Genomic DNA, 25,341 nt, shown 5'->3' with positions numbered 1-25,341 from the left:
GSGGGAGGGGCGTGAGACTCATGAAGGTCAGTCCTGCTTCAATGTCGCCATGTCGATGACGAAGCGATACTTAACATCGCTCTTCTGCATCCGGTCATAGGCGGTGTTGACCTCGTCCATCGCGATCATCTCGATGTCGGCGGTCAGGCCATGCTCATGACAGAAATCGAGCATCTCCTGCGTCTCGGCGATGCCGCCGATCAGCGAGCCTGCCAGCGAACGGCGGCGGAAGACGAGGTTGCCGACCGAGGGCGAGGGGTGCGGCGAATCGGGCACGCCGACCAGCGTCATCGTGCCGTCGCGTTTCAGCAGCATCAGGAACGCGTCGAGATTGTGCGGGGCCGCGACGGTGTTCAGGATGAAGTCGAAGCTGTTGGCATGCTCTGCCATCTGCGCCTCGTCCTTCGACACGATCAGGCCCTTGGCACCCAGCCGCTTGGCATCCTCGGCCTTGTTGGGCGAGGTCGAGAAGACGTACACCTCTGCCCCCATGGCGGCGGCGATCTTCACGCCCATATGGCCCAGACCGCCGAGGCCGACGATGCCGACCTTCTGGCCCGGCCCGACCTTCCAGTGGCGCAGCGGCGAATAGGTGGTGATGCCCGCGCAGAGCAGCGGCGCGACGGCAGCCAGATCGGCCTCGTCATGGTTGATCTTCAGGACGAAGCCTTGCTTGACCACGATATGGTCGGAATAGCCGCCAAAGGTATGGCCGCCCAGCACGGGATCGGGGCCGTTATAGGTGCCGACGAAGCCGGTCGTCTCGCAATATTGCTCTTCGCCGTCATGGCAGGACGGGCAGTGGCCGCAGCTGTCGACCATGCAGCCGACACCGACCAGATCGCCGACCTTGTACCGGGTCACGTCGCCGCCGACGGCGGTCACGCGGCCGACGATCTCATGCCCCGGCACGCACGGATATTGGGTGCCCGCCCATTCGCCGCGCGCGGTGTGCAGGTCGGAATGGCAGACGCCGCAATAAAGGATGTCGATCGCGACATCGTCGCCCTGCGGGTCGCGACGCTCGAAGGAGAAGGGGGCGAGCGGGGTTTCGGCCGACTGGGCGGCATAACCCTTGGCGGGAGTGGGCATGGAAGCTCCTCTGGAATCTGTATCGCGACCGGACGGGCGCGGCCGCCCATATGGGGGCCGCGCGGTTCGGTGCCAGACGATCCGAGGGTTAAGTTTTCCGATTGGCGATGATCGGAGAATTGCCTCAAATCAATATGTTATATTATTACAAGGCGCTCGGCCTATCCCATGAACCCCTGATTCCAGGTCGAGGAGTCATAGTTGCCGATATTGGGCAACACGGTCCGCAAGCCGCCGGAATCGATCCCGAACCAGCTGGCCAGGGTCGCGGCATATTGATCGACCGACATGGTGGGGATCAGGCGGCCCTGGCCGACATCGTCATTGGTGTTGGTGCCGACGATCGGCGCCTTGCCATAGAAACGCTGCCCCCGAACCGCGCCGCCGACGATGAAGTGCATGCCGCCCCAGCCATGGTCCGACCCGTCGTCGTTCGACTGGAGCGTGCGACCGAAGTCCGATGCGGTGAAGCTCGTCACCTGGTTGGCGACGCCCATCGCGGCGGTGGTGTCGTAAAAGGCCTTCATCGCCGAGGAGATCTTGGCGAGCAGACCCGGATGCTGCGCAACCAGATTGTCGTGCAGGTCGAACCCGCCCATCGACACGAAGAACACCTGCCGCTTCAGGCCCAGCGTCTGGTTCACCGCGATCATGCGGGCGACCATCTTCAGCTGGTCGGCGAGCGTGTTGTTCGAGGGGAAGAGCGGGAAATTGGTGGCGGGTGCCCCGGCCAGCGCGCTGCTCAACTGGGCCTGGATGTCGAGCGACCGCTTGCTGATCCGCGCATGTTCGTTGGCCATGGCAAGGCCGGTCTCGGTCGTCATCAGCGCGCGCAGCGTGTCGAGCGCGGTCGACGATCCGTACAGCGTGCGGCTGCTGTTCAGCAGGGCGATCGGGCCGCCGGTGCCGACCGAATATTGGATGGCGTTGCGCCCGGTCAGGTACACCGCATTGCCGCTGGTGTTGATGCAGGTCAGCGCGGCATTGCCGTTGCCGTTCTGGAACACGTCGCCGATCCGCCCGCCCCAGCCGCTGCCCGCACCCTCCGGGCTGGACGCCTGGAAGAAGCTCTGCTGATCATTGTGGCTGAACAGCTTGGGCGGCAGTTGCACGGTGCGGCGCTGATACTGGCTCTTGGTCGTCGGTTCGACCAGCGTGCCGACGTTCAGCGCGACCGCCATCTTTCCGGCGGCGAACAACTGGCTCATCTCCGGCATGCTCGGCGACAGCGCATAGGCACGGCCATCGGGCAGGGCGACCGTCGGGTTCAGCACGGTCCCCGCCAGCACGTCGCGCTGATAGCCGATATTGGCGCGCGCCGTGCGGTAGGCGGCAAAGCTTCCTTCGTCATACGGGACCAGCGTGTTGGCATAGTCGTTGCCGCCATAGAGGAACACGCACACCAGCGCCTTATAGTCGGACGCGGTGGCGGCGGCGGCCTCGCCGATCGCGGCCAGGCTGGAGACGAAGGGGGTGGCGGTCCCGGCCAGGCCGAGCAGCGCGCTGCGCTTCAGGAAAGCGCGTCTGGATTGATCTTGCATCATGCTCATCACCGCAGGGTCAGGTAATCGGGGGAGGCCATCGTCAGCAGGATCGCGATGCCGACGCGGTTGATCGGGCCATTGGCGGCGGTGGCGGACACGCTGTCCACCGCCGCGCGGATCGAGGCCAGGGTGGTGGCGGACAATTGCCCGGCGGCGAGGACCAGATTGACCTCGTCGAGCAGCGCCTTGCTGTCCGCCGCCAGCGTCAGGATGTCGGTGTAATCGGCCTTCACATCCCCGATGCCGTTGGCGATCAGGCCGTACATGAAGTTCACATAACCGACGACGCTCTGTTCGTTGGTGATCTGGAACTCGGGCGCGACCAGGCCGCTGCTCGCCAGGTTGGTGCCGGGCGGGGTATAGCCGGGGCGGTAGAAGTTGAAGACCGAGGGGCTGTGCCCCTTGGCCTGGCCCAGCCGGTTCGCCGGATTGGTCGTATCGCCGATCGGCCAGGCGTTGGAGGGCGAGGCCGCCTTGAACGCCCGCGCCCAGCCGGTCAGGCGCAGCACGGGTTCGCGCAGCTTGCCCGCGGTGGCGGCGGTCGGCAGGGTGCGTGCCTCGCTGTCGAGCAGGATGGCACGGATCACCGCCTTCATGTCGCCGCGCACGCCCTGGCCGTTATCGGCGAACTTGGTGGCGACGCGGGTGACATAGCCGGGCGAGGGGTTGCTGGTCACCAGCCGCTGGATCAGCTGTTTCGCAATGAAGGGCGGCACATTGGGATGCGCGAAGATCGCGTCCAGCGCGGCCGAGATCGCGGCCATGCCGCCGCCGCTGACCGTGGTGCCCAGAAAGGTTGAGGCGCCGGTTTCGTTGAGCGAGGCGTTCATCACCAAAGGCTGGCGCAGGCGGGCGGGGGTGTTGCTGTCGGTGCTAGTCGGGACCAGGCCGGTGAAGACGCGCGCCAGCCCGGTCACATCGGCCTGGCCATAGGTGTCGATCGTCTGGCCGCCATTCAGCTTGGGCGTGCCGTCCATGTTCAACTGGCTGACGCCCAGGGTGAACAGCTGCATCAGCTCGCGCGCGTAATTCTCGTCGGGCTGGGTGCCGGTGGTCGGGTTGGCCTTGCGATTGTAGAGATAGGTCAGGAAATTGCCCATCGCATAGCTGGTCGTCACTGCGCCCAGCAGATCGCGGTAATTGCCGAAGGCGTTGTCGAGCAGAAGATCGACATAGGCCCCCATCGCATAGGCGCGCCACGTATCGCTGGACTGGTCGATGCCGACGACCAGGATGTCGAGCAGCGCCATGCCGACCCGCTGGCGCAGCTGGTCGGGCTCGACGATCATCTGCCGCCACATGGACGGGTCGAAGCCGTTGATCGAATTCATCTTGGCCGAGTCGAAGCCGTTCGCGGTTAGCCAGTCCCAGTGGCTGGTCGCGCGGGGCAGGGCGAACTGGTCGGTCAGCCAACCGTCATAACCGCGCGAGACGACGGCATCGATGGTGCTGCGGGTGGCGCCCATCGTCGCCTGCGCCAGGAAGCGGCTGGCCTCGGTGGCGGTGGGCGGCGCGGTGACGACGACGATGGGGGCGGAGCTGGATGTATCGGTCGGCGTACCGGCATTGCCGGCGGGGGTGGCGCTCGTCGTGCCCCCGCCCGTGCCACCGCCGCCGCACGCGGCCAGCGCGACCAGCGGCAACAATGCGCTGCCCTTTCCCGCGCGCGCCAGGACGCCGTTCGTCTCGCCCGGTATCGCAGGCGCGGCCGTCCCCTCGGTGGCGGTGGCCGCCATCGGCGACGCGTCCCGCTCGTCCCACCCCGTCATGTCTCGAAATCCCGCTAGGCCCGCCTGTCTGCGGACCAGCGGAAAATGCCGCGAAGTTGGATAACAAAGCGTGAAATGGTTCCGCGCTTCGTCGCATATCACGATGAGTCGAGCCCACTGCGTGTCATTGCGAAATCGCAATGAAAAAGGCCCCGGAGCAACGCTCCGAGGCCCTTTCTGGATGGGGTGGCCGGGATCAGTCGATGCGCGGCAGCGTCTCGAACTGGTGATAGGGCGGCGGACTGGACAACGTCCATTCCAGCGTCGTCGCGCCTTCGCCCCAGGGATTGTCGCCTGCGGGTTTGCCCGCGATCAGCGACCAGATCAGGTTGATGAAGAAGATCGCCATGCCGGCGGCCATGATCTCATAGCCATGCGTCGCAACCTTGTTCCACAGCGCAAAGGCATCCGGATAGTCCGGATAGCGGCGCGGCATGCCCTGAAGCCCCAGGAAGTGCATCGGGAAGAACAACAGGTTCACACCCGCGAAGAACACCCAGAAATGCAGCTGGCCGAGCAGCTCGCTATACATCTTCCCCGACATCTTGGGGAACCAGTAATAGAAGCCCGCGAACAGCGCGAAGACCGCGCCCAGCGACAGGACGTAGTGGAAGTGCGCCACGACATAATAGGTGTCGTGCATGTAATCGTCGATGCCGCCATTCGCCAGCACGACGCCGGTCACGCCGCCGACGGTGAACATGAAGATGAAGCCGATCGCCCAGACCATCGGCGTCTTGAACGACAGCGAACCGCCCCACATGGTCGCGATCCAAGAGAAGATCTTGATGCCGGTGGGCACCGCGATGATCATCGTCGCTGCGGTGAAGTACATCTTCGTGTTCACCGACAGGCCGGTGGCGAACATGTGGTGCGCCCATACGACGAAGCCGACCACGCCGATCGCGACCATGGCATAGGCCATGCCGAGATAGCCGAAGACCGGCTTGCGGCTGAAGGTCGCGATGATCTGGCTGACGATGCCGAAGCCCGGCAGGATCATGATGTACACTTCGGGGTGGCCGAAGAACCAGAAGAGATGCTGGTACAGGATCGGGTCACCGCCCCCGGCGGGGTCGAAGAAGGTCGTGCCGAAGTTGCGATCGGTCAGCAGCATGGTGATCGCGGCGGCCAGCACCGGCAGCGAGAGCAGCAGCAGGAAGGCGGTTACCAGGACCGACCAGACGAACAGCGGCATCTTGTGCAGCGTCATGCCCGGCGCGCGCATGTTGAAGATGGTGGTGATGAAGTTGATCGCCCCCAGGATCGACGAGGCACCCGCGAGGTGGAGCGACAGGATGGCCATGTCGACCGATGGACCCGGCTCGCCGAAGGTCGATAGCGGGGCATAGGCGGTCCAGCCCACGCCCGCGCCCGACCCGAAGAAGGGCGAGGCGAGCAGCAGGGTGAAGGCCGGGATCAGCAGCCAGAAGGACACGTTGTTCATGCGCGGGAAGGCCATGTCGGGCGCGCCGATCATGATCGGCACGAACCAGTTGCCGAACCCGCCGATCATCGCGGGCATGACCATGAAGAACACCATGATCAGGCCATGCGCGGTGATCAGCACGTTCCACAGGTGGAGCGACTGGTCGAGGCTCTGCGCGCCGCCGTGGAGCATCCCCGCCCAGATACCCAGATACTGGATGCCCGGCTCGCGCAGCTCGGCGCGCATCAGGCCGGAGATGCCGCCGCCGATGATCCCCGCCACGATCGCGAAGATCAGATAGAGCGTGCCGATATCCTTGTGGTTGGTCGACAGGAACCAGCGCGCGAAGAAGCCGGGCTTGTGGTCGGCGTCATGGTGCGCGTGGTGATGATCCTCATGACCGACGAATGCCGATCCGGGGTGAAGTGCGGTGTCGGTCATGGCTTATTGTCCAGCGTTGCCGGGGCCGGCCGGATTCCCGGTGGCGCCCTGCGCGGAAGAAGGGGACTGGGCGGGGGTGGCCATGTTGTCGGCCGGACCGGTGACCGCCTCGGCCGCATTGGCCTGGGTGGCTTCGACCTTCGAACCCTCGGCACCCGGCTGCGGGATGACCGCCGCCGACGGCGCGACCGAACCCGGCATCTTGCCGCCCTTGGCCGCGACCCAGGCGGCGAACTGCGCCGGGGGCACGGCCTGCACCGCGATCGGCATGAAGGCATGGCGTGCGCCGCACAGTTCCGAGCACTGGCCGAAATACAGGCCCGGCTTCTCGATGGTGAAGCTCGTCTCGTTCAACCGGCCGGGCACCGCGTCCAGCTTCATCCAGAAGGCCGGGATCGCCCAGCTGTGGATGACGTCGTTCGACGTGGTGATCAGGCGGATCGGCACGCCGACGGGCAGGACGATGCGATTGTCCACCGCCAGCAGGCGGGGGCCGTCGGCATCGGTGCGCGCACGCTCGCCCGGCGCGACCTGATCCTTTTCCTTCAGCATGTTGGCGGTGATCTCGATCCCGCCATGATCCGGATACTGATAGGTCCAGTACCATTGGTTGCCGATCGCCTTCAGCGTGACGGCACCGGCGGGCGCGGGCTTGAACTGCGCCTGGAGCAGGCCGATCGAGGGGATGGCGATCAGCACGAGGACCACGACCGGCCCCAGCGTCCACAACACCTCGACCAGCGTGTTGTGGCTTGTCTTGGATGGCACCGGGTTGGCGGCGCGGCGATAGCGGAACACGACCCAGGCGAGCAGCAGCAGGACGAGCACGCAGATCGCGGTGATGACCGGCACCAACACGTCGTTGTGCATCCAATGCGCGAACTCGCCGTTCTTCGTTACCTGCGGCTGAAGGCCGAAGCGGCCGTCGATCGGCAGGCCGACATTGGGATCGATCGTCGTCGCGGGCGCGCCGTCCTGCGCCAGCAGCGGGCTGGTCGGCGCGGCGGTGGCGGGGGCCGCGGCGCTGGTCGGCGCGGTGTTGGAGACGCCCGCCCCCTCGGCGGCGGCCTGCGGCGCGGGGGCGGCGGTCTGGGTCGCAGGGGGCGCGGCCGGAGTCGCGAAGGCGACACCCGACAGCGCGGCGCATCCCATCCCGGCGGCGATCGCGAGCGCGTTCATGCGTTTGGGCATCCTCATCCTCCGGGGTCCGGACATGCGCTTGACCTCGCTCATCCCGCTCTCGTCTCCCATCTCCCTCACCCGTCCATCGGTCGTCCGACGGTCCTGGGGCGGGGCCTCATGTCGTTTTTGTTAGGGGGACTATAGCACGGGACTTCGCCCCCTCAACCCTTGAGCGCATATGCCAGATTGCGCGGGGGGCGGGGCGATCCTATGAGGCCGGGTCATCTGACCGATGCCGGAGTTGCCCCCATGACCGATGAAGACGTCCTTGCCGAGTTCCGTGCCGCCGAGGCGCTGCTCGAAGGGCATTTCATCCTCTCCTCCGGCCTGCGCAGCCCGCGCTATCTGCAATGCGCGCGCGTCCTGATGGACCCGGCCCGCGCCGCCCGTCTGTGCGAGGCGGTGGCCGCGAAGATCCCGGCCGACATCAAGGCGCAGATCAGCGCCGTCGTCGCCCCCGCCATGGGGGGCGTCATCGTCGGCCATGAAATGGCGCGTGCGCTGGGTGTGCCGGGCATGTTCCTGGAGCGGCCCGAGGGAACCTTCCACCTGCGCCGCGGCTTCCGCCTGGAGCCAGGGCAGAAGGTGCTGATGATGGAAGACGTGGTCACGACCGGCCTGTCCAGCCGCGAGGCGATCGCCGCCATCGCGCGCGAAGGGGGCGAGACGATTGCCGCCGCCTCGCTGGTCGACCGCTCGAACGGCGCCGCCGATCTGGGCGTGCCCTTCTTCCCGCTGATCCGGCTGGACGTGCCGAGCTACAGCCCCGACGATCTGCCGCCCGAACTGGCCGCGATCCCCGCGATCAAGCCGGGGAGCCGCGCGGCGGCATGACCGAGCATCTGCGCCTGGGCGTCAATATCGACCATGTCGCGACCGTGCGGAATGCGCGCGGCGCGGGCTACCCCGATCCGGTCAAGGCGGCGCTGATCGCGGCAGAAGCGGGTGCGGACGGCATCACCGCGCATTTGCGCGAGGACCGGCGGCACATCACCGACGACGACATCGCGCGGCTGTCTGCGGACCTCACCGTGCCGCTGAACCTGGAGATGGCGGCGACCGAGGAAATGCTCGCCATCGCGCTGAAGCACCGCCCGCACGCCGCCTGCATCGTGCCGGAAAAGCGCGAGGAGCGGACGACCGAAGGCGGCCTCGACGCCGCCGGGCAGCGCGAATGGCTGGCGCCCATGGTGGCGAAGCTGGGTGAGGCGGGTATCCGGGTTTCCTTGTTCATCGAACCCGATCCGCGCCAGATCGAGGCGGCGCTGCATCTGGGCGTGCCGGTGGTCGAGCTGCACACCGGCCGTTATGCCGAGCTGGACGGCGAGGCGCGCAGCGCGGAACTGCGCCGCTTGTCGGACGCGGCGGCGCTGGCGGCGAAGAACGGGATCGAGGTTCATGCCGGTCACGGGCTGACCTATCACAATGTCGCCCCCATCGCGGCGATCCCGCAGGTGCGCGAGCTGAACATCGGCCATTTCCTGATCGCCGACGCGGTGTTCGTCGGCCTGCCCGAAGTGGTGCGCAAGATGCGCGCCGCGATGGACCTGGCCCGGTGAATCCTCCCCGGCACGGGGAGGGGGACCAGCCGCAGGCTGGTGGAGGGGGAGCGCCCCAAAGGACTCATATGGTGGTGAGCCCCCTCCACCACCGCTTCGCGGCGGTCCCCCTCTCCGTGCCGGGGAGGATTGCATGATTATCGGTCTCGGCTCCGACCTCTGCAATATCGAGCGTATCCAGGCCGCGCTGGATCGGCATGGCGGCCGGTTCGAGGCGCGCTGTTTCACCGATATCGAGCAGGCCAAGGCGGCCAAACGCCCCTTCACCCGCGCGGGCACCTACGCCAAGCGCTTCGCCGCCAAGGAGGCCTTTTCCAAGGCGGTCGGCACGGGTTTCTCGCAGGGTGTGTTCATGCGCGACATCGGCGTCGTGAACCTGCCCGGCGGTGCGCCGACCCTCTCTTTGACCGGCGGCGCGCGCGAACGGCTTGACGCGATGACGCCGGAGGGCCACGTCGCCCATATCCACTTGACCATGACCGACGATCACCCCTGGGCGCAGGCCTTTGTCGTGATCGAGGCACGACCGGAAGTTTCCGCATGAAGGACGCGGTGTTGGACACGAACCCAGGCTCACCCGCCGATCCGACGGTGAGCGCGCCGCCGCCACCTGCGCAGACGCCGCCCGCCAGGAAGAAGGGCACCGACTGGTGGGCCGAGGTCAAGGGGCTGTTCTGGCTGCTGCTGATCGTGCTGGGCTTCCACAGCTTCATCGCCAAGCCCTTCTACATCCCCTCCGAATCCATGCTGCCGGGCCTGCGCGTCGGCGACCGGCTGGTCGTCAGCAAGTTCGCCTATGGCTGGTCCTATATCTCGCCGACCATTCCCAACCCGGTCGCGATCTTTAAGTCGGTGGTGCTGCGCCAACCCGAGGCGAGCTGGAGCTATCAGCTGCCCTTCATCCATGGCCGGGTCTTCGGCTCGCTGCCCAAGCGCGGCGACGTCGTGATCGTTACCCCGCCGGGCACGCATAACGACTATATCAAGCGGGTGATCGGCCTGCCCGGCGATACGCTGGCGGTGCGCGACGGCACGGTGATCCTGAACGGCAAGCCGGTTCAGCGCGGGCCGATCCATTATATCGACATCCCCATCGATACGAACAGCCCGTGCACCGACTATGGCGATCAGGCGCGCGTCCGCACCGCGAACGGCCAATGGGTCTGCCACCTGCCGATCGTGACTGAGACGCTGCCCAATGGCCGCCGTTACGACACGGTCGAAATGGGGTGGAGCCCGGGCGACAATTATCCCGCCATCACCATCCCGGCCGATCATGTCTTCCTGATGGGCGACAATCGCGACCGTTCGGCCGACAGCCGCTTCTCGCTGGCCGAGCTGGGGCTGGGCGGGGCGGTGCCCTATGAGAATATCGGCGGCCGGGCCGAGTTCGTGACCTTCAGCCTGGACGGCGACACGACGCTGAACCCCGTCACCTGGTGGACCTCGCTGCGGTCGGGCCGGGCGGGCCTCTCGCTGCACCCGACCACCGTCAAGACCGGCGACGGCGCCACGCCATGAGCGACCAGGCCCCGCTGACCGACCGCCCGGCGCCGATCGAGTTCCGGGAAGGCTTTGTCCGGCGGGAGCTGACCCGCGCGGCGATCTGGCTGGGGCTGATCGCCGCGATGGCGGTGACGGTGCTGCTGGTCCAGCCGCTGCTGGTGATCTTTGCCGGGCTGGTCTTTGCCACGCTGCTTGACGGTGGCGTGCGACTGCTCGGTCGGGTGTTGCCGATCGGACGCGGCTGGCGGTTGCTGATCGTCGTGCTGGCGGTGATCGTCTTCCTGCTCGGCACCTTCTACCTGACCGGTGTCGAGATGACGCAGCAGGTGACCCAGCTCCGCTCCACGCTGGAGACGCAGGCGGGCAAGGTGACCGGCTGGCTGTCGTCGCAGGGGCTGATGCCCGGCACGTCGGATATCAACGGCCTGCTGAAACAGTCGATGGGGTCGATCGGCAAGCTGACCTCCTGGGTCGGCACCGCCGTGGGCGCGGTGACGACGATGTTCATGATCCTGATCATCGGCCTGTTCCTGGCGATGGACCCCGAAGGCTATGCGCGCGGCCTGCAATGGTTCGTGCCGCGTGCCGCCCGCGCCGAATTCGCGATCACGCAAGGGCGCGTGATGTTCACGCTGCGCCGCCTGCTCGCCGGGCGTCTGCTGGGCATGGCGGTGGAGGGGGTGCTGACCGGCATCGCGCTCATGATCGGCGGCGTGCCGATGGCGTTGCTGCTGGGCATCATCGCGGGCATCCTGGCCTTCATCCCCAATATCGGGGCCATCATCACCGGCGCGCTGATGATCGCGGTCGGCTTTTCGGCCGGTAGCGATGCGGGCTTCTGGGCGATCGGCACCTATCTGGTCGTGCAGACCTTCGACGGCTATGTCGTGGTGCCGATGGTCGCCAAGCGCACCGTCGACCTGCCGCCCGCGCTGACCCTGTCGACCCAGATCATGGCGAGTGCGTTGTTTGGTATCCTCGGGCTGGCGCTGGCCGATCCGATGACCGCCATGGCCAAGTCCGCGCTCCAGCGCCGCTCGGAGCGTGAGGCGGAACAGGACAAGGACACGGCCCGCGCCGAGGCCGATATTCAGTAAGCTCCGGCCGCTCTACCCGGCGAGCACGGGTTCCAGCGGCCCCGTTTCGCCCAGCCCGCGGCGGGCACGGGCGGCGACGATCGAGTCGAACAGCGCCAGATAACGCTCGGCCGAATCCTGCCCGGGTTGCGGGACGGGTTCGGGACGCGGTGCCACGGGATCGAGCCAGTGGCGCAGCGCCGCGACCAGGGCGCTCAGATCCTCGCGCGGGACGATGGTGCCCAGCGAGCGATCGGACACGATCTCATGCACCGCCGGGCTCGAATCGGTGCTGACCACGGGCGTGCCGACCGCCAGCGCCTCGCGCAGCACGCCGGGCACGCCTTCATAGTCGGAGGGCAGGGCAACGACCTGCGCCGCCGCCATCGCGGCAGGTGCGTTGGCGCTGTGGCCGGGCAGCGAAACCCGGTGCGACAGGCCCAGTATCTCGATCTGCGCGGTCAGGGCGGGGCGCAGGCTGCCCTCGCCCAATATGGTCAGGCCGATATCGTCGGGCAGATGGGTCATCGCGGTGATCAGCCGGTCCCAGCGCTTCTGCGGCTCCAGCCGCCCGACGCCCAGGATGCGGCGGCCCGGCGTCGTGGCGCGCGGAACCGCCATGGGATCAAGCAATGTCGGCGGATTGGGAATCACCGCGACCGACAGCCCGGTGGCGCCCTGCGCCTCGCGCGCGGTCGCCGGGGTCATCGCGACCAGCGCGTCCAGGAACAGCCGGTGCCCCGCCAGCCATTGCCGCTGGCCCCAGGCGATCAGCGCCGCCTGATCGCCGCGATCGACCGCATTGGACATCTTGGCGACGATCGGCGGGCAGGACCCGGCCAGCCGCGCCCGCGTCCACGCGGCCATGGCGGTATAGTGATTGCCCGGACAGAAGACGATATCGGGCCGCACCCGCTCGATCGCTAAAGGCAATGCGCGGCACAGCCCGGCATAGCGTTGGTGGCCCAGCGTTACCGTCTCGACACCCCTCGGCACGCCGCCCTGGAACTGGCCGTCCTCGTCGCCCAGGATCAGCGTGACGCGCCGTCCCCGGTTCAGCCAGCCCGGCAGCATCCGCCCCAGCGCCGCTTCGACGCCGCCGCGCATGGCCAAGGCATAGGTCAGGATATGATCGGCGGGCATAGGCTCCGTGGGAGATGGGGCGGGTCTATAATGGGAGCGCTAATCGCCGCTTGTCGCTGAATTATGTCAATTTCAGCCCTAAGGTCGACACAATCGCACGACAGAGGATGAATTCTTATTCAGGTGCGAGAAAGCAGTGTTGAGGTTAGCGGGCGCCACCGGCGAACGCCGCCGAGGAATCTCCATAACGTGCAGAATGAACGAGATGATCCCATGACCCCGCAACAGGCCCTGCCTGGCGGCTCGGTATCCGGAGCGGCGCAGGGCGTCGGCGGTGCGAGCGGCCCGGTGGCGCGCGACATGGCCGCGCTGGAGCCGTTGAAGACGGTCAAGAGCCGCTGGCCCGCCATTATCGGCGGCGTGCTGACGCTCGCCATGATCGTCGGGCTGGGGCAGGAACTGCTTGGGCGCGGTCTGGTCGGCCTCAGCCATTCGGTGCCGACCAACCCGCTCTTCTACATCGTCTTTGTCGGCCTCTACATGGCGCTGCCGATCGGCGATTATATCATCTTCCGGCGGCTGTGGGGCATCCCGATCAGCGGCATGGCGGCGCTGATCCGCAAGCGGATCGCGAACGAAGTGGCGTTCAGCTATTCGGGCGAGGCCTATTTCTACGCCTGGGCGCGCGCGAATGCGAAGATGGTCGCCGCCCCCTTCGGCGCGGTCAAGGATGTCGGCATTCTGTCCGCCATTGCGGGCAATGCGATCACCCTCCTCATGATCGGCCTGGCCCTGCCGGTCGGGCGCGAACTGCTGACGCCGGAACAGCTGCGGCTGGTCTGGGGATCGATCGCGATCGTCATGGCGACCTCGCTGCCCTTCCTGATCTTTTCGCGGCGGGTCTTTTCGCTCGATCGCAAGACGCTCTGGTGGGTCTTCATGGTCCACTGCACCCGCCTGATCGCCAATTCGCTGCTGGTCGCACTGGCGTGGCATTATGGGATGCCGAGCGTGTCGCTGGGCATGTGGCTGTTCCTGTCGGCGGCGCGGCTGCTCGTCTCGCGCCTGCCGCTGGTGCCCAACAAGGACCTTCTTTTCGCCAATTTCGCGATCCTGTTGATCGGGCAGGATCAGGAACTGAGCGAACTGATCGCCTTCACCGCGGCGCTGACCCTGCTGGTCCATGTCGTGTTGATCGCGGGGTTCGGTGTGGCGGCACTGGTTCGGAAGGTACGCGCATGATTCGCGTGATGAAGATGATGATGGCGGCGACGATCGGCCTGGCGATGATGCCGCAGGCGGCGGGCGCGCAGGTGCTGGGCAGCGATGCGGCGGCGTGCACGAGTGGCGGCGGTCCCGCCATCCTGGCGCGGATCGAGGGGCTGAAGGACCGCAAGGGCAATCTGAAGCTGGAACTCTATCCCGCGAACGAGGAGGATTTCCTCCAGGACGACAGCGTGCTGGTCAGCGCGGGCAAGACCTTCCGCCGCGTCCAGGTGCCGACCCCGGCAGGCGGCGCGATCGCGCTGTGCATCCGCGTGCCGCGCCCCGGCCGCTATGCCCTGCTGTTCACCCATGACCGTGACGGCAAGAACAAGTTCAATTTCTGGAGCGACGGCGCAGGCTTCCCGGCCAATACGAAGCTTGGCCGCCGCAAGCCGCCGCTCGCCTCCGCGCTGATCGACGTGCCCAACGGGGTGGCGACGACGACCATCCGTGCCCAATATCTGCGTGGGCTGGGCGGTTTCGGTCCGGTGGAGTAAGGAACAGGCGATGCGCATCGTCGACGTCAACGAATTCTACTCCCCCACCGGCGGGGGCGTGCGGACCTATATCGACCGCAAGATGTCGATCCTGGCCGAGATGGGCCATGAGCTGATCGTGCTCGCGCCGGGCACCGAGGACCGGGTCGAGGAACGCCCCGGCGGCGGCAAGATCATCTATGTGAAGGCGCCGCGCTTGATCCTGGACACCAATTACGGGATGTTCTGGGACTCCGCGCCGGTCTGCCAGCTGCTCGACGAGCTGGACCCCGACATCGTGGAGGTCTCCTCGCCCGCCAAGCCCGCCTGGTTCGTCGCCAGCTGGCAGGGGCGCGCGAAGAAGGTCTTCTTCATGCACAACGACAATGTCGGCACCTACCCGGTCCGCTGGCTGGACGGCCTGGTCGCGCAGGAGCGGGTGGAGGACTGGTTCAGCTGGTACAGCCGCTACATGAACCGCTTTCTCGACCATTACGACCTGGTGCTGTCCAACGGCCCGGCGCTGGTGAAGCGCCTGGGCAAGCGCGGCGTGCGGGTGGACGAGGGCATTCCGCTGGGCATCGAGCGGCATTTCTTCTCGCCCGACCACCGCGACGAACGGCTGCGCGCCGCGCTGCTGGCGCAGTGCGCTCTCCCTGAGGACGCGCATCTGCTGCTGGGGCTGGGGCGGCATCATCCCGAAAAGCGCTGGCCGATGGTCATCGACGCGGTCGAGCGCGTGGCCTCGACCCGGCCGGTCGGCCTAATTCTGATCGGCGGCGGCGTCGCCAGCCGGACGCTGGAGAAGCGGATCGCGGGCAGCCCCCATATCCGCCTGTTCCGCCCGGTCTATGACCGCCCGCGCCTCGCCCGGATCATGGCGAGCTGCGACGCGCTGGTCCATGGCTGCGAGACCGAGACGTTCGGGCTGGTGGCGTCCGAAGCGTTGGCCTCCGGCCTTCCGCTGGTCGTGCCCGATTATGGCGGCTGTGCCGAGGTGGCGAACCCGCTGTTCGCCGAGACCTTCCGCGCGCGCGACGGGGCGGCCTGTGCCGAGGCGATCGAGCGGCTGCTGGCGCGCGACCAGCGCGTGCTGCGCAACGCCGCGCGCGTGGCGGCGGGCAAGGTGTTCAGCGACCGTGATCATGCCGAGGCGCTGATCGCGCGCTATCAGCAATTGCTCGACGAGGGCGAGCAGTTGCAGGCCGTCGCCTAAGCCGGAACGGACCTTTCGCACCGCCCGTGAGTCTGTCATCATGACAAAAATGTCATGGGAGACGGTCGATGAGTCGTGGCTTCGCAGTCGTGATGGGCATCATGCTGGCGTCTTCGGGCGCCGCGCAGGGGGCCGACCGTCCCCCGATCGAAAGCTGGGGCAAACCCGGCGTCACCTTCGACCAGTATCGCGCCGACTCGGTCGAATGCGCCAAGATCGGCTATTTCCGTGACGTATCGCAGGATGAACCGGCAAAGCGGTTCATCACCGGCTTCACGGCGGCGGACAATAACCTGAACGGCGGCGGTGATGCCAGCGACTGGATCAATTCGATTCTACGGACCCAGCCCGACCGACAGAAGCGCCGGCTTCATGCAATCCAGGTCGGCGATGTCGAGCGCTGCCTGGCGGGCAAGGGCTATTCCCGTTTCCAGCTGTCGCGCGGCGAGGTGAAGATGTTGAAGCGTTACCCGCGCGGGTCGGAGGCGCGGCATCGGTATATGCACCAACTGGCCACGCGCGTGGAGGCAGCGTCTTGACGCGGGCAATGGTCGCGCTGGCCCTGCTGGGCTGTTCCGCCACGGTGTCGGCGGCCTCGCGCGATCCGGTCGAGAGCTGGGGCAAGCCGGGCATTCGCTATGACCAGTATCGCGCCGATTCGGTCGAATGCGCCAAGATCGGCTATTTTCGCGACGTCTCTCAGGACGAACCGGCCAAGCGGTTCATTCGGGGGTTCGAGACGGCGGATCGCCTGATGAATTTTCCCAGCCCCGCCGATGGCGGCGACGACTGGATGCTGTCCGTCCGTCGCACGCAGCCGGATCGGCAAAAGCGACTGCTCCAGACGATTCAGGTCGGCGACGTCGAACAGTGCCTGACGGGCAAGGGCTATCGCAAGTTCACGCTGACCACGGACGAGCAGAAGGCGCTCTCGCAATACCCGCGCGGGTCGGAGGCGCGGCATCGCTACCTGCACGCGCTGGCGGCGCGCTGATTCAGGCGGCGAGCAGGTCCGCGTAGCGCGACGGCCGATGGGTACGGGCAAGGCGCGCATAGGTCTTGTCGATGCTGTCGAGCAGCGCGGGCACGCCATTGTCGCCCGGATGCACCGCGACGCGCGCGACCGGGGTCGGGCGCAGGCCGTGACGCAGCACGGCGGCGGCGGCGAGCGAACTCAACTGCCGCCCGCGCGAACGGCTGGCCCAGGTGACGACGGGGCCACGCGCGATGACCTTGCCGTCGGTCGGCGTCCAGACCCGGAAATGATCCTCCGCCAGCCCGAAACCTGCATCCCCCAGCGCCAGGCGCGCCTCGTCCGAATAGAGCCAGGCGGGGGCGATGAAGCCGGTCGCGCGGCGGCCGATGATATCCTCGATCAGCGCGGTGCCGCGTTGCATCCGGCGCAGCGCCTCGGCGCGGTCCAGGCCGACGAACTCACCTTCGCCCGCGGTCATGTGCTTGGCCTTCAGCGCGGTCTTCTGGTCGGTGTGAACCATATCGTCCTTATGCGACCAGCCATGGACGAACATCTCGATTCCCATGTCCGCCCAGTTGCGCAGCCGCGTGGCAAAGGGGGTGCCGGGTGCGATCGGCGCGCTGTTCCAATGGTCGGGAATGACCAGCATGGCGAGGCGCGGGCCGCCCAGATGCCCCGACAGCCGGTCGTACAGCGCATCGACCGCCCCCTCGAACCGGGGGGACACGTCATGGATCGAGGCGAGAAGGCGTTTCATCGCGTGGATTTATAGACGCTGATCGTCTCATTGCCCATCGGCAGTTTCGCTGCCAGCCGATAGCCATCGGCCATCGCTGCCAGGACGCGGGCATGGGCCTCGGGACGCTCGCCATTATAGGGCGGGCGCATCACGATGACGGCGGGATGTTGCGAGAGGATGCGGGCGATCTCGGCATCCTGGTCGACGCCGGTCGCCCCGGCCTCGCGCGCGCGGCTGAGATGCGCAGGGACGATCCAGCGCGACAGGGCGCAGCGCTGGGTCGCGACATAGAGCATGGTGCTGCCCGAATAGACGTAGAGGCAACCCGGCCCCTTGCCGACCGCCTGGGACAGGGCGGCGAACTCGGTCGCGTCCCCGCGTTCGTGGCGCAAGGACAGCAGCACGATCTGCCCCGCCAGCGCGACGGTCAGCAGCAGGGCAGGGGTATAGCGCCGCCGCCAAGCTTCCCGCCCCAGCATCGCCGCCGCCGCCGTACAGGCGGGGAGCAGGATCGGCAGGCCGTAATGGTCGAACCAAGGCCGGAATATCAGCACCCCGATGATCGCCGCGCTCAGCCAGACGGCCAGGAAATTCCGCTCCCGATCGCGCTCCGCTCGCTTCAGCCCGAGCACTGCCAGCGTGACGATGGGCGACAGGATCAACACCATCTGCCCCAGATTGCCCGCCAGTTCTGCCAGCGGATCGGGGTTGCGATGAAAGATCGACAGGAAATTGGCGTAGAGGAACGCGTCCCACTGCCCGATCGCGGCATAGACGCCCGCCGCCATCGCGGTGGGCAATAGCGACACGACCATCAGCGCGAGGCCATAAAGGATCAGGGCAACAGGCGACCGGCTCCGCCGCCACTCCGCAACCAGCAGCCACAGGCCGAAGACCACCCCCTCGACCACTGCCGAATATTTGATCTGGAGGACAAGGCCGACCAGCGCCATTGCGGCAAGACCCAGGCGGCGCAGCCCTCGCCGATCCGATTCGAGGATCGCCCAGGCCGCTCCCATCATCAGCAGATTGTAGAAGACCGGCGCCTGGCCCCCTTGTCCGCCGAGCAGGTCCAGCCACAGAATATAGGCGATCCCCGCCGCCGTCGCGCCTGCGCCCCAGCCGAGCCGCTCGGCCATGCGCGCGATCAGCCAGCCGGTCGCGACGACGCTGGCCAATGCCATGGCCTGATAGGCCCAGATCCCCGCCGGAAAGCCGAAGGCGGCGGGTATGGCATAGAGCAGGAACAGCCCGATCGGCTTGCGGTCCCACACATCGACGAACGGCCATGCGCCCTGCCACATCGAATGGCCGGTGAAGAAGTAGAACTCCTCGTCCACATGGACGACCGGATTGCCGAAGGTCAGCGCGCGAGCGAGGATCGCGACGGCGAGCAGGATCAGGAGGCGGTGGGTGCCAGAATGGTTCGCTGAAGGCTTATGCGTGACCGACATTGCAGAGGTCCGATCATGTTCCTCCCCTGTAAGGGGAGGGGGACCATGCGAAGCATGGTGGAGGGGTGTCCCCGCTTGTGAGGGTGTTCCGCCCGATCGGGCTGGGACACCCCTCCGTCAGGCCTGCGGCCTGCCACCTCCCCTTGCAGGGGAGGAAAAGCGTCAGCGGGTCGCGGTCACGAAATAGTCGAGGGCGGTCGAGTCGCTGACCATGAACCCCTTGGTCGGCGAATAGCTCAGGCCCCGCACGTCGCGCACCGTCAGTCCTGCGTCGGTCAGCAGCGCGGTCAGCTCGTCGGGCGTCAGGAACTTCGACCAGTCATGCGTGCCCTTGGGGATCGCACCCGTCCCTTCGGCCAGCGTGATCAGCGCCAGCCTCGACAACGGCGTGCGGTTGGGCGTCGACAGGATCATCAGCCCGCCCGGCGCCAGCGCATCGGCCAGCCCGCGCACGAATCGCGCCGGATCGGCGACATGCTCGATCACCTCCAGCGAGGTGACGAGGTCGAACGTCTCACCTGCCAGCCCCTCGACGCTGCCCGCACGATAGTGGATGTCCAGCCCCGATTGCGCGGCATGGGCGGCGGCGACCGCGACATTTTCGGCAGCGGCGTCGAGCCCCGTCACCTCGGCCCCGAGTCGCGCCAGCGGCTCGCACAACAATCCCGCGCCGCACCCGATATCCAGCGCCCGCTTGCCTGAAAGCGGCGTGAAGCCCTGTCCGTCCGCATCCCAATGCAGATCGATCTGCTCGCGAATGTAACGCAGCCGGGGCGGGTTGAGTCGGTGCAGCATCGCGCTCGACCCCTTGGGATCCCACCAATCCGCCGCCATCTTTCCGAAATGTGCGGCTTCGGCCCCAATAATGGTAGAATCGTTCAAATGGCTTGCGTTCGTCATGGGGGCTACCTATCAGGACCGCCGTTTTACCCCAAGGAGATTGGCAAAAACCGCATGGCCCGTATCGTGATGAAGTTCGGCGGCACCTCGATGGCCGGAATCGAGCGCATCCGCAACGTGGCGGCGCGGGTCAAATGCGAGGTGGAGGCGGGCCATGAGGTCGCGGTCGTCGTCTCTGCAATGGCGGGGGAGACCGACCGGCTGGTCGGTTTCTGCCGCGAGGCCTCGTCGCTTTACGATCCCCAGGAATATGACGTCGTCGTCTCGGCGGGCGAACAGATCACCAGCGGGCTGCTGGCGATCACGCTCCAGGCGATGGGCGTCCCCGCCCGCTCGTGGCTGGGCTGGCAGTTGCCGATCCATACCGACACCGCCTTTGCGAAGGCGCGGATCGGCGAGATCGACACGACCGCGCTCGACCAGAGCCTGGCCAGCGGTGTGGTCGCAGTGATCCCCGGCTTCCAAGGCGTGGCCGAGGGCAACCGGGTCACGACGCTGGGGCGTGGCGGCTCGGACACCAGCGCGGTCGCCGTTGCGGCGGCGATGAAGGCGGAGCGGTGCGACATCTATACCGATGTCGACGGCGTTTACACGACCGACCCGCGCATCGTGCCCCGCGCACGCAAGCTGTCGAAGGTCACCTATGAGGAGATGCTGGAACTCGCCAGCGTCGGCGCCAAGGTGCTCCAGACCCGCTCGGTGGGTCTGGCGATGAAGGAACAAGTGCGCGTGCGGGTGCTCAGCTCGTTCGACGACGCACGGGACGAAGACGGACATCGCGGCACGTTGATCGTGGGCGAAGAGGAAATCGACGATATGGAACGCCAGCTCATCACCGGCATCGCGCATGACAAGAACGAAGCCAAGATCACCCTGACCGCCGTGCCGGATCGCCCCGGCGCGGTCGGCGCGATCTTCGCGCCGCTGGCCGATGCGGGGATCAATGTGGACATGATCGTCCAGAACATCGCGCATTCGACCGGTTCGACCGACGTGACGTTCACCGTGCCCTCGGCCGACCTGGCGCGCAGCCTGGACGTGCTGGAAAAGGCGAGCGGCGAGATCGGGTACGGCAACCTCGTTCACGACACGCGGGTCGCCAAGATCTCGGTCGTGGGCGTCGGCATGCGCAGCCATGCGGGCGTCGCCTCGACCATGTTCCAGACGCTGGGCGCGCGCGGGATCAACATCCTTGCGATCACCACTTCGGAGATCAAGGTCAGCGTGCTGATCGAAGAGGACTATACCGAACTGGCGGTGCGTGTGCTGCACACCGCTTACGGCCTGGACGCCGAAGCGGCCTAAAGGCTTCCCCCTCTCTGGGTTTGGCTCGGGGAGGGGGCTTTCGTTCGCGCGAAGCTGCGAAGACGCGAAGAGTCTTCAAGAAGATTGGTTCGCGCGGAGGCGCGGAGACGCGGAGGTGGTGAATCCAGCCGCGTCGCCGCTCCTTTTTCAACCATCGTCGATCAAGTGATGGCGCTGCCGCGCGCAGGTCATCTCCGCGCCTCCGCGTCTCCGCGCGAACCCATTCTTCTTCGCGGCATCGCGGCTTCGCGTGAACCAAATCTTGCCGTCCGCTCCAGCCCAAGGCATGGAGCGTCGATGACCGACACCCTCACCACCACCACCGGCGAACAGCGTCTCGCCACCCGCATGGCGCGCGGCGCGGAATTTCTGGGCGCCGACATGGCGATCATGGCGGGGGCCATGTCCTGGGTCTCGGAGCGCAACCTGGTTTCCGCCATGTCGAATGCGGGCGGCTTCGGCGTGATCGCGTGCGGCGCGATGACCCCCGAGCTGCTCGATACCGAGATCGCCGCGACCAAGGCGATGACCAGCCGCCCGTTCGGCGTGAACCTGATCACCATGCACCCGCAGCTATTCGACCTGATCGCCGTGTGCGGCCGTCACCAGGTCGGCCATGTGGTGCTGGCCGGTGGCCTGCCCCCCAAGGGCGCGCTGGAGGCCATCAAGGAGACGGGGGCCAAGGTCATCTGCTTCGCGCCCGCGCTCAGCCTCGCCAAGAAGCTGATCCGCTCGGGCGTCGACGCGCTGGTGATCGAGGGCATGGAAGCGGGCGGCCATATCGGCCCGGTGTCGACCAGCGTGCTGGCGCAGGAAATGCTGCCCGAGATCGCGGAGCAGGTGCCGGTCTTCGTGGCGGGCGGTATCGGCCGGGGCGAGGCGATCGCGGGTTATCTCGACATGGGCGCGGCGGGCGTTCAGCTCGGCACGCGTTTCGTCTGTGCGACCGAATCGATCGCCCATGCCAATTTCAAGAAGGCGTTCATCCGCGCCTCGGCCCGCGATGCGGTGGCCAGCGTGCAGATCGACCCGCGCCTGCCGGTCATCCCGGTCCGCGCGCTGAAGAATGCGGGCGGCGAGCTGTTCACCGCCAAGCAGCGCGAAGTCGCCCAGGCGCTGGACGAGGGCAAGGTCGCGATGATGGAGGCGCAGCTCCAGATCGAACATTACTGGGCGGGCGCGCTGCGCCGCGCGGTGATCGACGGCGATGTCGAGCATGGCTCGGTGATGGCAGGCCAGTCGGTCGGCATGGTCACGAAGGAAGAGCCGATCGCCGACATCCTCGCGCAGCTGATGACCGAAGCCGCCGCCGCACTGGTCGCGCGCGCGGCGTAAACCTGTTCCTCCCCTGCAAGGGGAGGGTGAGCGAGCTTTGACGTGCCCCCGGCACGTCAAGATGGTGCCGGGGGCACCATCTCGCTCGCACACATCCAAAGGATGGTGGAGGGGGTGTCCCCACTGGCCGTAACACCCCTCCGTCAGGGCCTCGCCCTGCCACCTCCCCTTGCAGGGGAGGAATGATACGACTTCCAACCCCCTGACATACGCCTCGTTTCATCGCACAGGTTACGACGTGTTAACCTTGTTTCGGCATGACGTCGCCCATAACCGGGGGCGGGGTTTTCCGAGGATCAGGGTCATGGCGAGTTTGCGTATTGTATCGGGTGTGGCGATCGGCCTGTCGCTGGCGGGATGCGCCGCGCGCGAAACCGCCAAGGTCGCGCCGCCGCCGGTCATGGTCCCGGCCCCGCCGCAATATGTCCGCGCAGCCCTGCCCGCCGGTGCCACGCCGGGGATGCGAATCCCGGCCCTGCTGCCCGACGGCAATTACGCCACGCCCAATCGCTCGCTGACCAGCGCCGCCACCGTCTGGCACCTGCGCTCGGGACTGAACGTCGCCGCGCTGGCCTGTCGCGGGCCGGATGAGGGGCAGATCGTCACCCGCTACAACACCATGCTGACCGTCCAGCGGATCGAGCTGGCGGCCGCGGAAAAGCGCTATTCGGCGGAGTATCAGGCGCAGGGCGGCGACTGGCGCGACAGCTATGACGATGCGATGACCCGGCTCTACAATTTCTTCTCGATCACGCCGGTCCGCAAGACCTTCTGCGCCGCCGCCGACGAAGTGCTGGCCGACATCAGCGCCGCCCCGACCACCGCTTTCGACATGAAGGCGGCCGAGCGGCTGGAAAAGCTCAACGCACCCTTCATCGCCTTCTTCCGCGCCTATGACGCCTGGCGCGCGGGCACGATGGTGCCGGTGCAGCAGGGCGTCGCCCCGCTGACCATCGCGAGCAGCGCGGCCCCCGCCATCGCCCCGGCCACCGCGCCCACCGGCCCGGTCCCGTCGAGCCAGCCGGTGCCCGCCGCCAAGCCCTATACCCCGCCGGTCATCAACCCGCCCTCGCTGAAGGTCGATCCCGCCGCGATCCAGTAGGCACGGGTCAATCGGCGATCCAGAACAGCGATTCGACCGGTCGGCCCAGGGCGCGCGCCAACTTCAGCGCGAGCAGGGTCGAGGGCTGGAAGACGCCGTTCTCGACCGTGTTGATCGTCTTGCGGCTGACCCCGATCGCCTCGGCGAGCGCGCCCTGGGTCAGCCCTGCCGCCTCGCGGGCGGCCTTCAGGTCGTTGCAAAGCGTCTCGTTCATCGGCTGGCGCGCAGTTCCAATGTGGCAAAGGCGATGAGCGCAGCGGTAAGCCCGGCGGTGATCGTGATTCGGCCCAGGGCCGCAGCACCCAATGGTTGGAAGGTCGCCACCACCATGGTCGTCGCCGCCGACAGGATCATTGCCCAAAAGCCGGCGGCAAAACTTGATCGCCGGTGATCCTTGGTCGTCTCGTCATTCATGAGACGGGATACCGGTCCACACCGGCTCCAGCGAAACGGGAGGCTACTGAGGTTCAAGGCGGCCAGCCCGATTATGAGCAGCCAGAGCAGAAGCCGGGTCGTGGATTCGCCGGGTCCCGCCAACGCCAGGATCGTCATCAGCGGCAATATCGTCGCCAGCGCGTAGAATAGCGCCGCCCGCAACCGACTGCGTTGTTCCGCCTTTTCCACCAGATTCATCACAACCTCCTGTAACCTATAGGTTTCATGTAACCTGTAGGTAACAGGCGTGCAAGTGCCTTCCTTCGCCCGGACGGATGGGTTAACGGGCAGTCACCATGACGGTGACGGGAGAAGACCAGCCGAAGGGCGGCCGCTTCGAGGGGCATGAGCATCGCTTTGCGGTGCGTGTCTATTTCGAGGATACCGACCTGTCGGGCGTGGTCTATCACGCCAATTACCTGCGCTATATGGAGCGCGCCCGCTCCGACATGTTGCGGACAGCCGGGATCGACCAGCGCGGCGCGCATGAGGCGGGGCAGGGCGCCTATGCCGTCACCGACATCGCCATCCGCTATGCCGCCTCCGCGCGGCTCGACGACGACCTGATCGTCACATCCCGACTGATCGAGGTCAGTGCGGTGCGCGTCGTCATTCATCAGACAGTCAGGTGCGGGGCGGTCAAGCTGACCGACGCGCGCGTGACCGTCGCGTGGGTCGGCCCGAACGGTCGCCCGCGTCGGCAGCCCGCCGACTGGATCGCCATCTACCAACGCCTTGTCTGGCAAGGGGACACCCAACACCCATGAATCCCGTCTTCAACATGGATGCCGCCAGTTTGTCGCCCGTCGCGCTGTTCATCCACGCCGACTGGGTGGTGAAGTTCGTGATGATCGGCCTGCTGCTCGCCAGCATCTGGACCTGGGCGATCATCGTCGCCTTCTCGCGCAAGCTGGCGCGCACGAAGAAGGGCATGACCCGGTTCGAGCGCGATTTCTGGAAGGCCGAGGATATCGATGCCTTTCATCGGATGGAGCAGGACAATGAACTGCCATCCGCGCGGGTCTTCTCGGCGGGTGTGCAGGAATGGCGGCGCTCGACCGCGGGCGGGCATATCGACCGCGACGGCACGCGCGAGCGCCTGGCGACCGCGATGGGATCGGCCGTGGCGGGCGAGATCGACAAGCTGTCGGACCGGTTGAACGTGCTGGCGACGGTCGGCTCGGTCGCGCCGTTCGTGGGGCTGTTCGGCACCGTCTGGGGCATCATGCGCAGCTTCACCGGCATCGCACAGGCGCAGAACACCTCGCTGGCGGTCGTGGCGCCCGGCATTTCGGAGGCGCTGTTCGCCACCGCCATCGGCCTGTTCGCCGCCATCCCGGCGGTGATAGCGTACAACCGCTTCAGCCACGGCGTGAACCGGGTGGAGGCGTCGCTGAACCGCTTCGCCGACGGCTTCCACACCACGCTCAGCCGCCAGCTCGACCAGGCGCGTTGA

26 protein-coding genes are annotated in these 25,341 nt (G+C 66.8%); 15 read left to right on the top strand and 11 right to left on the bottom strand.

From position 1 onward, the window contains the following. Positions 1-27: 27 nt before the first annotated feature. From ASF14_RS18310 to coxB, 5 genes are all read right to left on the bottom strand, one after another. Complete coding sequence (locus ASF14_RS18310) at positions 28-1,092, bottom strand: NAD(P)-dependent alcohol dehydrogenase (protein WP_056438628.1); 1,065 nt, start codon at positions 1,090-1,092, stop codon at positions 28-30. A 161-nt stretch (positions 1,093-1,253) separates the two neighbouring features. Further along, entirely contained in the window at positions 1,254-2,636 is a 1,383-nt protein-coding gene (locus ASF14_RS18305) for a DUF1501 domain-containing protein (RefSeq protein WP_330218802.1), read from the bottom strand. A gap of 5 nt (positions 2,637-2,641) precedes the next feature. Beyond that, a complete protein-coding gene (locus ASF14_RS18300) occupies positions 2,642-4,405 on the bottom strand; it encodes a DUF1800 domain-containing protein (RefSeq protein ID WP_056438622.1) in 1,764 nt (587 codons plus the stop codon). 196 nt (positions 4,406-4,601) lie between these two features. Continuing rightward, a complete protein-coding gene (gene ctaD, locus ASF14_RS18295) occupies positions 4,602-6,275 on the bottom strand; it encodes a cytochrome c oxidase subunit I (protein ID WP_056438620.1) in 1,674 nt (557 codons plus the stop codon). A gap of 3 nt (positions 6,276-6,278) precedes the next feature. Then, positions 6,279-7,454 carry a cytochrome c oxidase subunit II gene (gene coxB / locus ASF14_RS18290; RefSeq protein ID WP_056438617.1) on the bottom strand — a complete coding sequence of 392 codons (1,176 nt, stop codon included), beginning with the start codon at positions 7,452-7,454 and terminating at the stop codon, positions 6,279-6,281. Between the two features lie 252 nt (positions 7,455-7,706). On the opposite strand from coxB, the gene pyrE reads away from it, so the two are divergent. From pyrE to ASF14_RS18265, 5 genes are all read left to right on the top strand, one after another. After that, positions 7,707-8,291, top strand: coding sequence for an orotate phosphoribosyltransferase (pyrE, locus tag ASF14_RS18285; RefSeq protein WP_056438614.1), 585 nt, complete (start codon positions 7,707-7,709; stop codon positions 8,289-8,291). Beyond that, complete coding sequence (locus ASF14_RS18280; RefSeq protein ID WP_056438611.1) at positions 8,288-9,016, top strand: pyridoxine 5'-phosphate synthase; 729 nt, start codon at positions 8,288-8,290, stop codon at positions 9,014-9,016. The genes pyrE and ASF14_RS18280 overlap by 4 nt, the downstream gene beginning before the upstream one ends. A gap of 133 nt (positions 9,017-9,149) precedes the next feature. Next, positions 9,150-9,560 carry a holo-ACP synthase gene (gene acpS, locus ASF14_RS18275; protein ID WP_056438608.1) on the top strand — a complete coding sequence of 137 codons (411 nt, stop codon included), beginning with the start codon at positions 9,150-9,152 and terminating at the stop codon, positions 9,558-9,560. After that, entirely contained in the window at positions 9,557-10,537 is a 981-nt protein-coding gene (gene lepB, locus ASF14_RS18270; RefSeq protein WP_056438605.1) for a signal peptidase I, read from the top strand. The genes acpS and lepB overlap by 4 nt, the downstream gene beginning before the upstream one ends. Beyond that, entirely contained in the window at positions 10,534-11,619 is a 1,086-nt protein-coding gene (locus ASF14_RS18265; RefSeq protein WP_056438602.1) for an AI-2E family transporter, read from the top strand. The genes lepB and ASF14_RS18265 overlap by 4 nt, the downstream gene beginning before the upstream one ends. A gap of 12 nt (positions 11,620-11,631) precedes the next feature. Here ASF14_RS18265 and ASF14_RS18260 read toward each other — a convergent pair whose 3' ends face one another. Then, complete coding sequence (locus ASF14_RS18260) at positions 11,632-12,741, bottom strand: glycosyltransferase (RefSeq protein ID WP_056438601.1); 1,110 nt, start codon at positions 12,739-12,741, stop codon at positions 11,632-11,634. A gap of 213 nt (positions 12,742-12,954) precedes the next feature. Here ASF14_RS18260 and ASF14_RS18255 point away from each other — a divergent pair, with 213 nt between their 5' ends. The 5 genes from ASF14_RS18255 (at position 12,955) to ASF14_RS18235 (ending at position 16,633) form a co-directional block, all read left to right on the top strand. Continuing rightward, entirely contained in the window at positions 12,955-13,923 is a 969-nt protein-coding gene (locus tag ASF14_RS18255) for a hypothetical protein (RefSeq protein WP_236697137.1), read from the top strand. Beyond that, a complete protein-coding gene (locus ASF14_RS18250; protein WP_056438597.1) occupies positions 13,920-14,444 on the top strand; it encodes a DUF2141 domain-containing protein in 525 nt (174 codons plus the stop codon). Before ASF14_RS18255 ends, ASF14_RS18250 begins: the two co-directional genes overlap by 4 nt. A gap of 10 nt (positions 14,445-14,454) precedes the next feature. Next, positions 14,455-15,639 (top strand): glycosyltransferase, encoded by a 1,185-nt coding sequence (locus tag ASF14_RS18245; protein ID WP_056438594.1) that lies wholly within the window; start codon positions 14,455-14,457, stop codon positions 15,637-15,639. A gap of 68 nt (positions 15,640-15,707) precedes the next feature. Beyond that, positions 15,708-16,178: a hypothetical protein gene (locus ASF14_RS18240; protein ID WP_056438590.1), complete on the top strand. Its 471-nt coding sequence runs from the start codon at positions 15,708-15,710 to the stop codon at positions 16,176-16,178. Next, positions 16,175-16,633: a hypothetical protein gene (locus ASF14_RS18235; RefSeq protein ID WP_156361307.1), complete on the top strand. Its 459-nt coding sequence runs from the start codon at positions 16,175-16,177 to the stop codon at positions 16,631-16,633. Before ASF14_RS18240 ends, ASF14_RS18235 begins: the two co-directional genes overlap by 4 nt. A gap of 1 nt (position 16,634) precedes the next feature. On the opposite strand, the gene ASF14_RS18230 is transcribed toward ASF14_RS18235, so the two are convergent. From ASF14_RS18230 to ubiG, 3 genes are all read right to left on the bottom strand, one after another. Continuing rightward, entirely contained in the window at positions 16,635-17,372 is a 738-nt protein-coding gene (locus tag ASF14_RS18230) for a polysaccharide deacetylase family protein (RefSeq protein ID WP_056438584.1), read from the bottom strand. Further along, positions 17,369-18,808: a hypothetical protein gene (locus ASF14_RS18225; RefSeq protein WP_056438581.1), complete on the bottom strand. Its 1,440-nt coding sequence runs from the start codon at positions 18,806-18,808 to the stop codon at positions 17,369-17,371. The genes ASF14_RS18230 and ASF14_RS18225 overlap by 4 nt, the downstream gene beginning before the upstream one ends. A 162-nt stretch (positions 18,809-18,970) precedes the next feature. Beyond that, on the bottom strand, positions 18,971-19,708 hold the full coding sequence (gene ubiG, locus ASF14_RS18220; RefSeq protein ID WP_082442338.1) for a bifunctional 2-polyprenyl-6-hydroxyphenol methylase/3-demethylubiquinol 3-O-methyltransferase UbiG: 738 nt from the start codon (positions 19,706-19,708) through the stop codon (positions 18,971-18,973). Positions 19,709-19,762: 54 nt separating this feature from the next. Between ubiG and ASF14_RS18215 the strand changes: the two genes are divergently transcribed. The 3 genes from ASF14_RS18215 (at position 19,763) to ASF14_RS18205 (ending at position 23,450) form a co-directional block, all read left to right on the top strand. After that, positions 19,763-21,013 (top strand): aspartate kinase, encoded by a 1,251-nt coding sequence (locus ASF14_RS18215; protein ID WP_056438578.1) that lies wholly within the window; start codon positions 19,763-19,765, stop codon positions 21,011-21,013. 348 nt (positions 21,014-21,361) lie between these two features. Next, positions 21,362-22,348, top strand: coding sequence for an NAD(P)H-dependent flavin oxidoreductase (locus ASF14_RS18210; RefSeq protein ID WP_056438961.1), 987 nt, complete (start codon positions 21,362-21,364; stop codon positions 22,346-22,348). Positions 22,349-22,652: 304 nt separating this feature from the next. Beyond that, the gene (locus ASF14_RS18205; RefSeq protein WP_082442337.1) at positions 22,653-23,450 is read left to right on the top strand and encodes a hypothetical protein; all 798 of its coding nucleotides are present in this window, start codon (positions 22,653-22,655) and stop codon (positions 23,448-23,450) included. 7 nt (positions 23,451-23,457) lie between these two features. Here the strand turns inward: ASF14_RS18205 and ASF14_RS18200 are convergent, their stop codons facing one another. Both ASF14_RS18200 and ASF14_RS18195 read right to left on the bottom strand, forming a co-directional pair. After that, the gene (locus ASF14_RS18200; protein WP_056438572.1) at positions 23,458-23,664 is read right to left on the bottom strand and encodes a helix-turn-helix transcriptional regulator; all 207 of its coding nucleotides are present in this window, start codon (positions 23,662-23,664) and stop codon (positions 23,458-23,460) included. Then, positions 23,661-24,083 (bottom strand): hypothetical protein, encoded by a 423-nt coding sequence (locus ASF14_RS18195; protein WP_056438568.1) that lies wholly within the window; start codon positions 24,081-24,083, stop codon positions 23,661-23,663. The genes ASF14_RS18200 and ASF14_RS18195 overlap by 4 nt, the downstream gene beginning before the upstream one ends. A gap of 98 nt (positions 24,084-24,181) precedes the next feature. On the opposite strand from ASF14_RS18195, the gene ASF14_RS18190 reads away from it, so the two are divergent. Next, the gene (locus ASF14_RS18190; protein WP_056438566.1) at positions 24,182-24,652 is read left to right on the top strand and encodes a YbgC/FadM family acyl-CoA thioesterase; all 471 of its coding nucleotides are present in this window, start codon (positions 24,182-24,184) and stop codon (positions 24,650-24,652) included. Beyond that, a complete protein-coding gene (gene tolQ, locus ASF14_RS18185) occupies positions 24,649-25,341 on the top strand; it encodes a protein TolQ (protein ID WP_056438563.1) in 693 nt (230 codons plus the stop codon). The genes ASF14_RS18190 and tolQ overlap by 4 nt, the downstream gene beginning before the upstream one ends.

It is taken from the genome of Sphingomonas sp. Leaf257, from assembly GCF_001422185.1.
GTDB classification, from domain to species: Bacteria; Pseudomonadota; Alphaproteobacteria; order Sphingomonadales; family Sphingomonadaceae; genus Sphingomonas; species Sphingomonas yabuuchiae.
This window is presented reverse-complemented; position numbering and strand designations above follow the sequence as displayed.

Bases quoted from the DNA above. Each gene is read 5' to 3' on its own strand.
- ASF14_RS18310 (WP_056438628.1), bottom strand. From the start codon at position 1,092: ATGCCCACTCCCGCCAAGGGTTATGCCGCCCAGTCGGCCGAAACCCCG.
- ASF14_RS18305 (WP_330218802.1), bottom strand. From the start codon at position 2,636: ATGATGCAAGATCAATCCAGACGCGCTTTCCTGAAGCGCAGCGCGCTG.
- ASF14_RS18300 (WP_056438622.1), bottom strand. From the start codon at position 4,405: ATGACGGGGTGGGACGAGCGGGACGCGTCGCCGATGGCGGCCACCGCC.
- ctaD (WP_056438620.1), bottom strand. From the start codon at position 6,275: ATGACCGACACCGCACTTCACCCCGGATCGGCATTCGTCGGTCATGAG.
- coxB (WP_056438617.1), bottom strand. From the start codon at position 7,454: ATGAACGCGCTCGCGATCGCCGCCGGGATGGGATGCGCCGCGCTGTCG.
- pyrE (WP_056438614.1), top strand. From the start codon at position 7,707: ATGACCGATGAAGACGTCCTTGCCGAGTTCCGTGCCGCCGAGGCGCTG.
- ASF14_RS18280 (WP_056438611.1), top strand. From the start codon at position 8,288: ATGACCGAGCATCTGCGCCTGGGCGTCAATATCGACCATGTCGCGACC.
- acpS (WP_056438608.1), top strand. From the start codon at position 9,150: ATGATTATCGGTCTCGGCTCCGACCTCTGCAATATCGAGCGTATCCAG.
- lepB (WP_056438605.1), top strand. From the start codon at position 9,557: ATGAAGGACGCGGTGTTGGACACGAACCCAGGCTCACCCGCCGATCCG.
- ASF14_RS18265 (WP_056438602.1), top strand. From the start codon at position 10,534: ATGAGCGACCAGGCCCCGCTGACCGACCGCCCGGCGCCGATCGAGTTC.
- ASF14_RS18260 (WP_056438601.1), bottom strand. From the start codon at position 12,741: ATGCCCGCCGATCATATCCTGACCTATGCCTTGGCCATGCGCGGCGGC.
- ASF14_RS18255 (WP_236697137.1), top strand. From the start codon at position 12,955: ATGACCCCGCAACAGGCCCTGCCTGGCGGCTCGGTATCCGGAGCGGCG.
- ASF14_RS18250 (WP_056438597.1), top strand. From the start codon at position 13,920: ATGATTCGCGTGATGAAGATGATGATGGCGGCGACGATCGGCCTGGCG.
- ASF14_RS18245 (WP_056438594.1), top strand. From the start codon at position 14,455: ATGCGCATCGTCGACGTCAACGAATTCTACTCCCCCACCGGCGGGGGC.
- ASF14_RS18240 (WP_056438590.1), top strand. From the start codon at position 15,708: ATGAGTCGTGGCTTCGCAGTCGTGATGGGCATCATGCTGGCGTCTTCG.
- ASF14_RS18230 (WP_056438584.1), bottom strand. From the start codon at position 17,372: ATGAAACGCCTTCTCGCCTCGATCCATGACGTGTCCCCCCGGTTCGAG.
- ASF14_RS18225 (WP_056438581.1), bottom strand. From the start codon at position 18,808: ATGTCGGTCACGCATAAGCCTTCAGCGAACCATTCTGGCACCCACCGC.
- ubiG (WP_082442338.1), bottom strand. From the start codon at position 19,708: ATGACGAACGCAAGCCATTTGAACGATTCTACCATTATTGGGGCCGAA.
- ASF14_RS18215 (WP_056438578.1), top strand. From the start codon at position 19,763: ATGGCCCGTATCGTGATGAAGTTCGGCGGCACCTCGATGGCCGGAATC.
- ASF14_RS18210 (WP_056438961.1), top strand. From the start codon at position 21,362: ATGGCGCGCGGCGCGGAATTTCTGGGCGCCGACATGGCGATCATGGCG.
- ASF14_RS18205 (WP_082442337.1), top strand. From the start codon at position 22,653: ATGGCGAGTTTGCGTATTGTATCGGGTGTGGCGATCGGCCTGTCGCTG.
- ASF14_RS18200 (WP_056438572.1), bottom strand. From the start codon at position 23,664: ATGAACGAGACGCTTTGCAACGACCTGAAGGCCGCCCGCGAGGCGGCA.
- ASF14_RS18195 (WP_056438568.1), bottom strand. From the start codon at position 24,083: ATGAATCTGGTGGAAAAGGCGGAACAACGCAGTCGGTTGCGGGCGGCG.
- ASF14_RS18190 (WP_056438566.1), top strand. From the start codon at position 24,182: ATGACGGTGACGGGAGAAGACCAGCCGAAGGGCGGCCGCTTCGAGGGG.
- tolQ (WP_056438563.1), top strand. From the start codon at position 24,649: ATGAATCCCGTCTTCAACATGGATGCCGCCAGTTTGTCGCCCGTCGCG.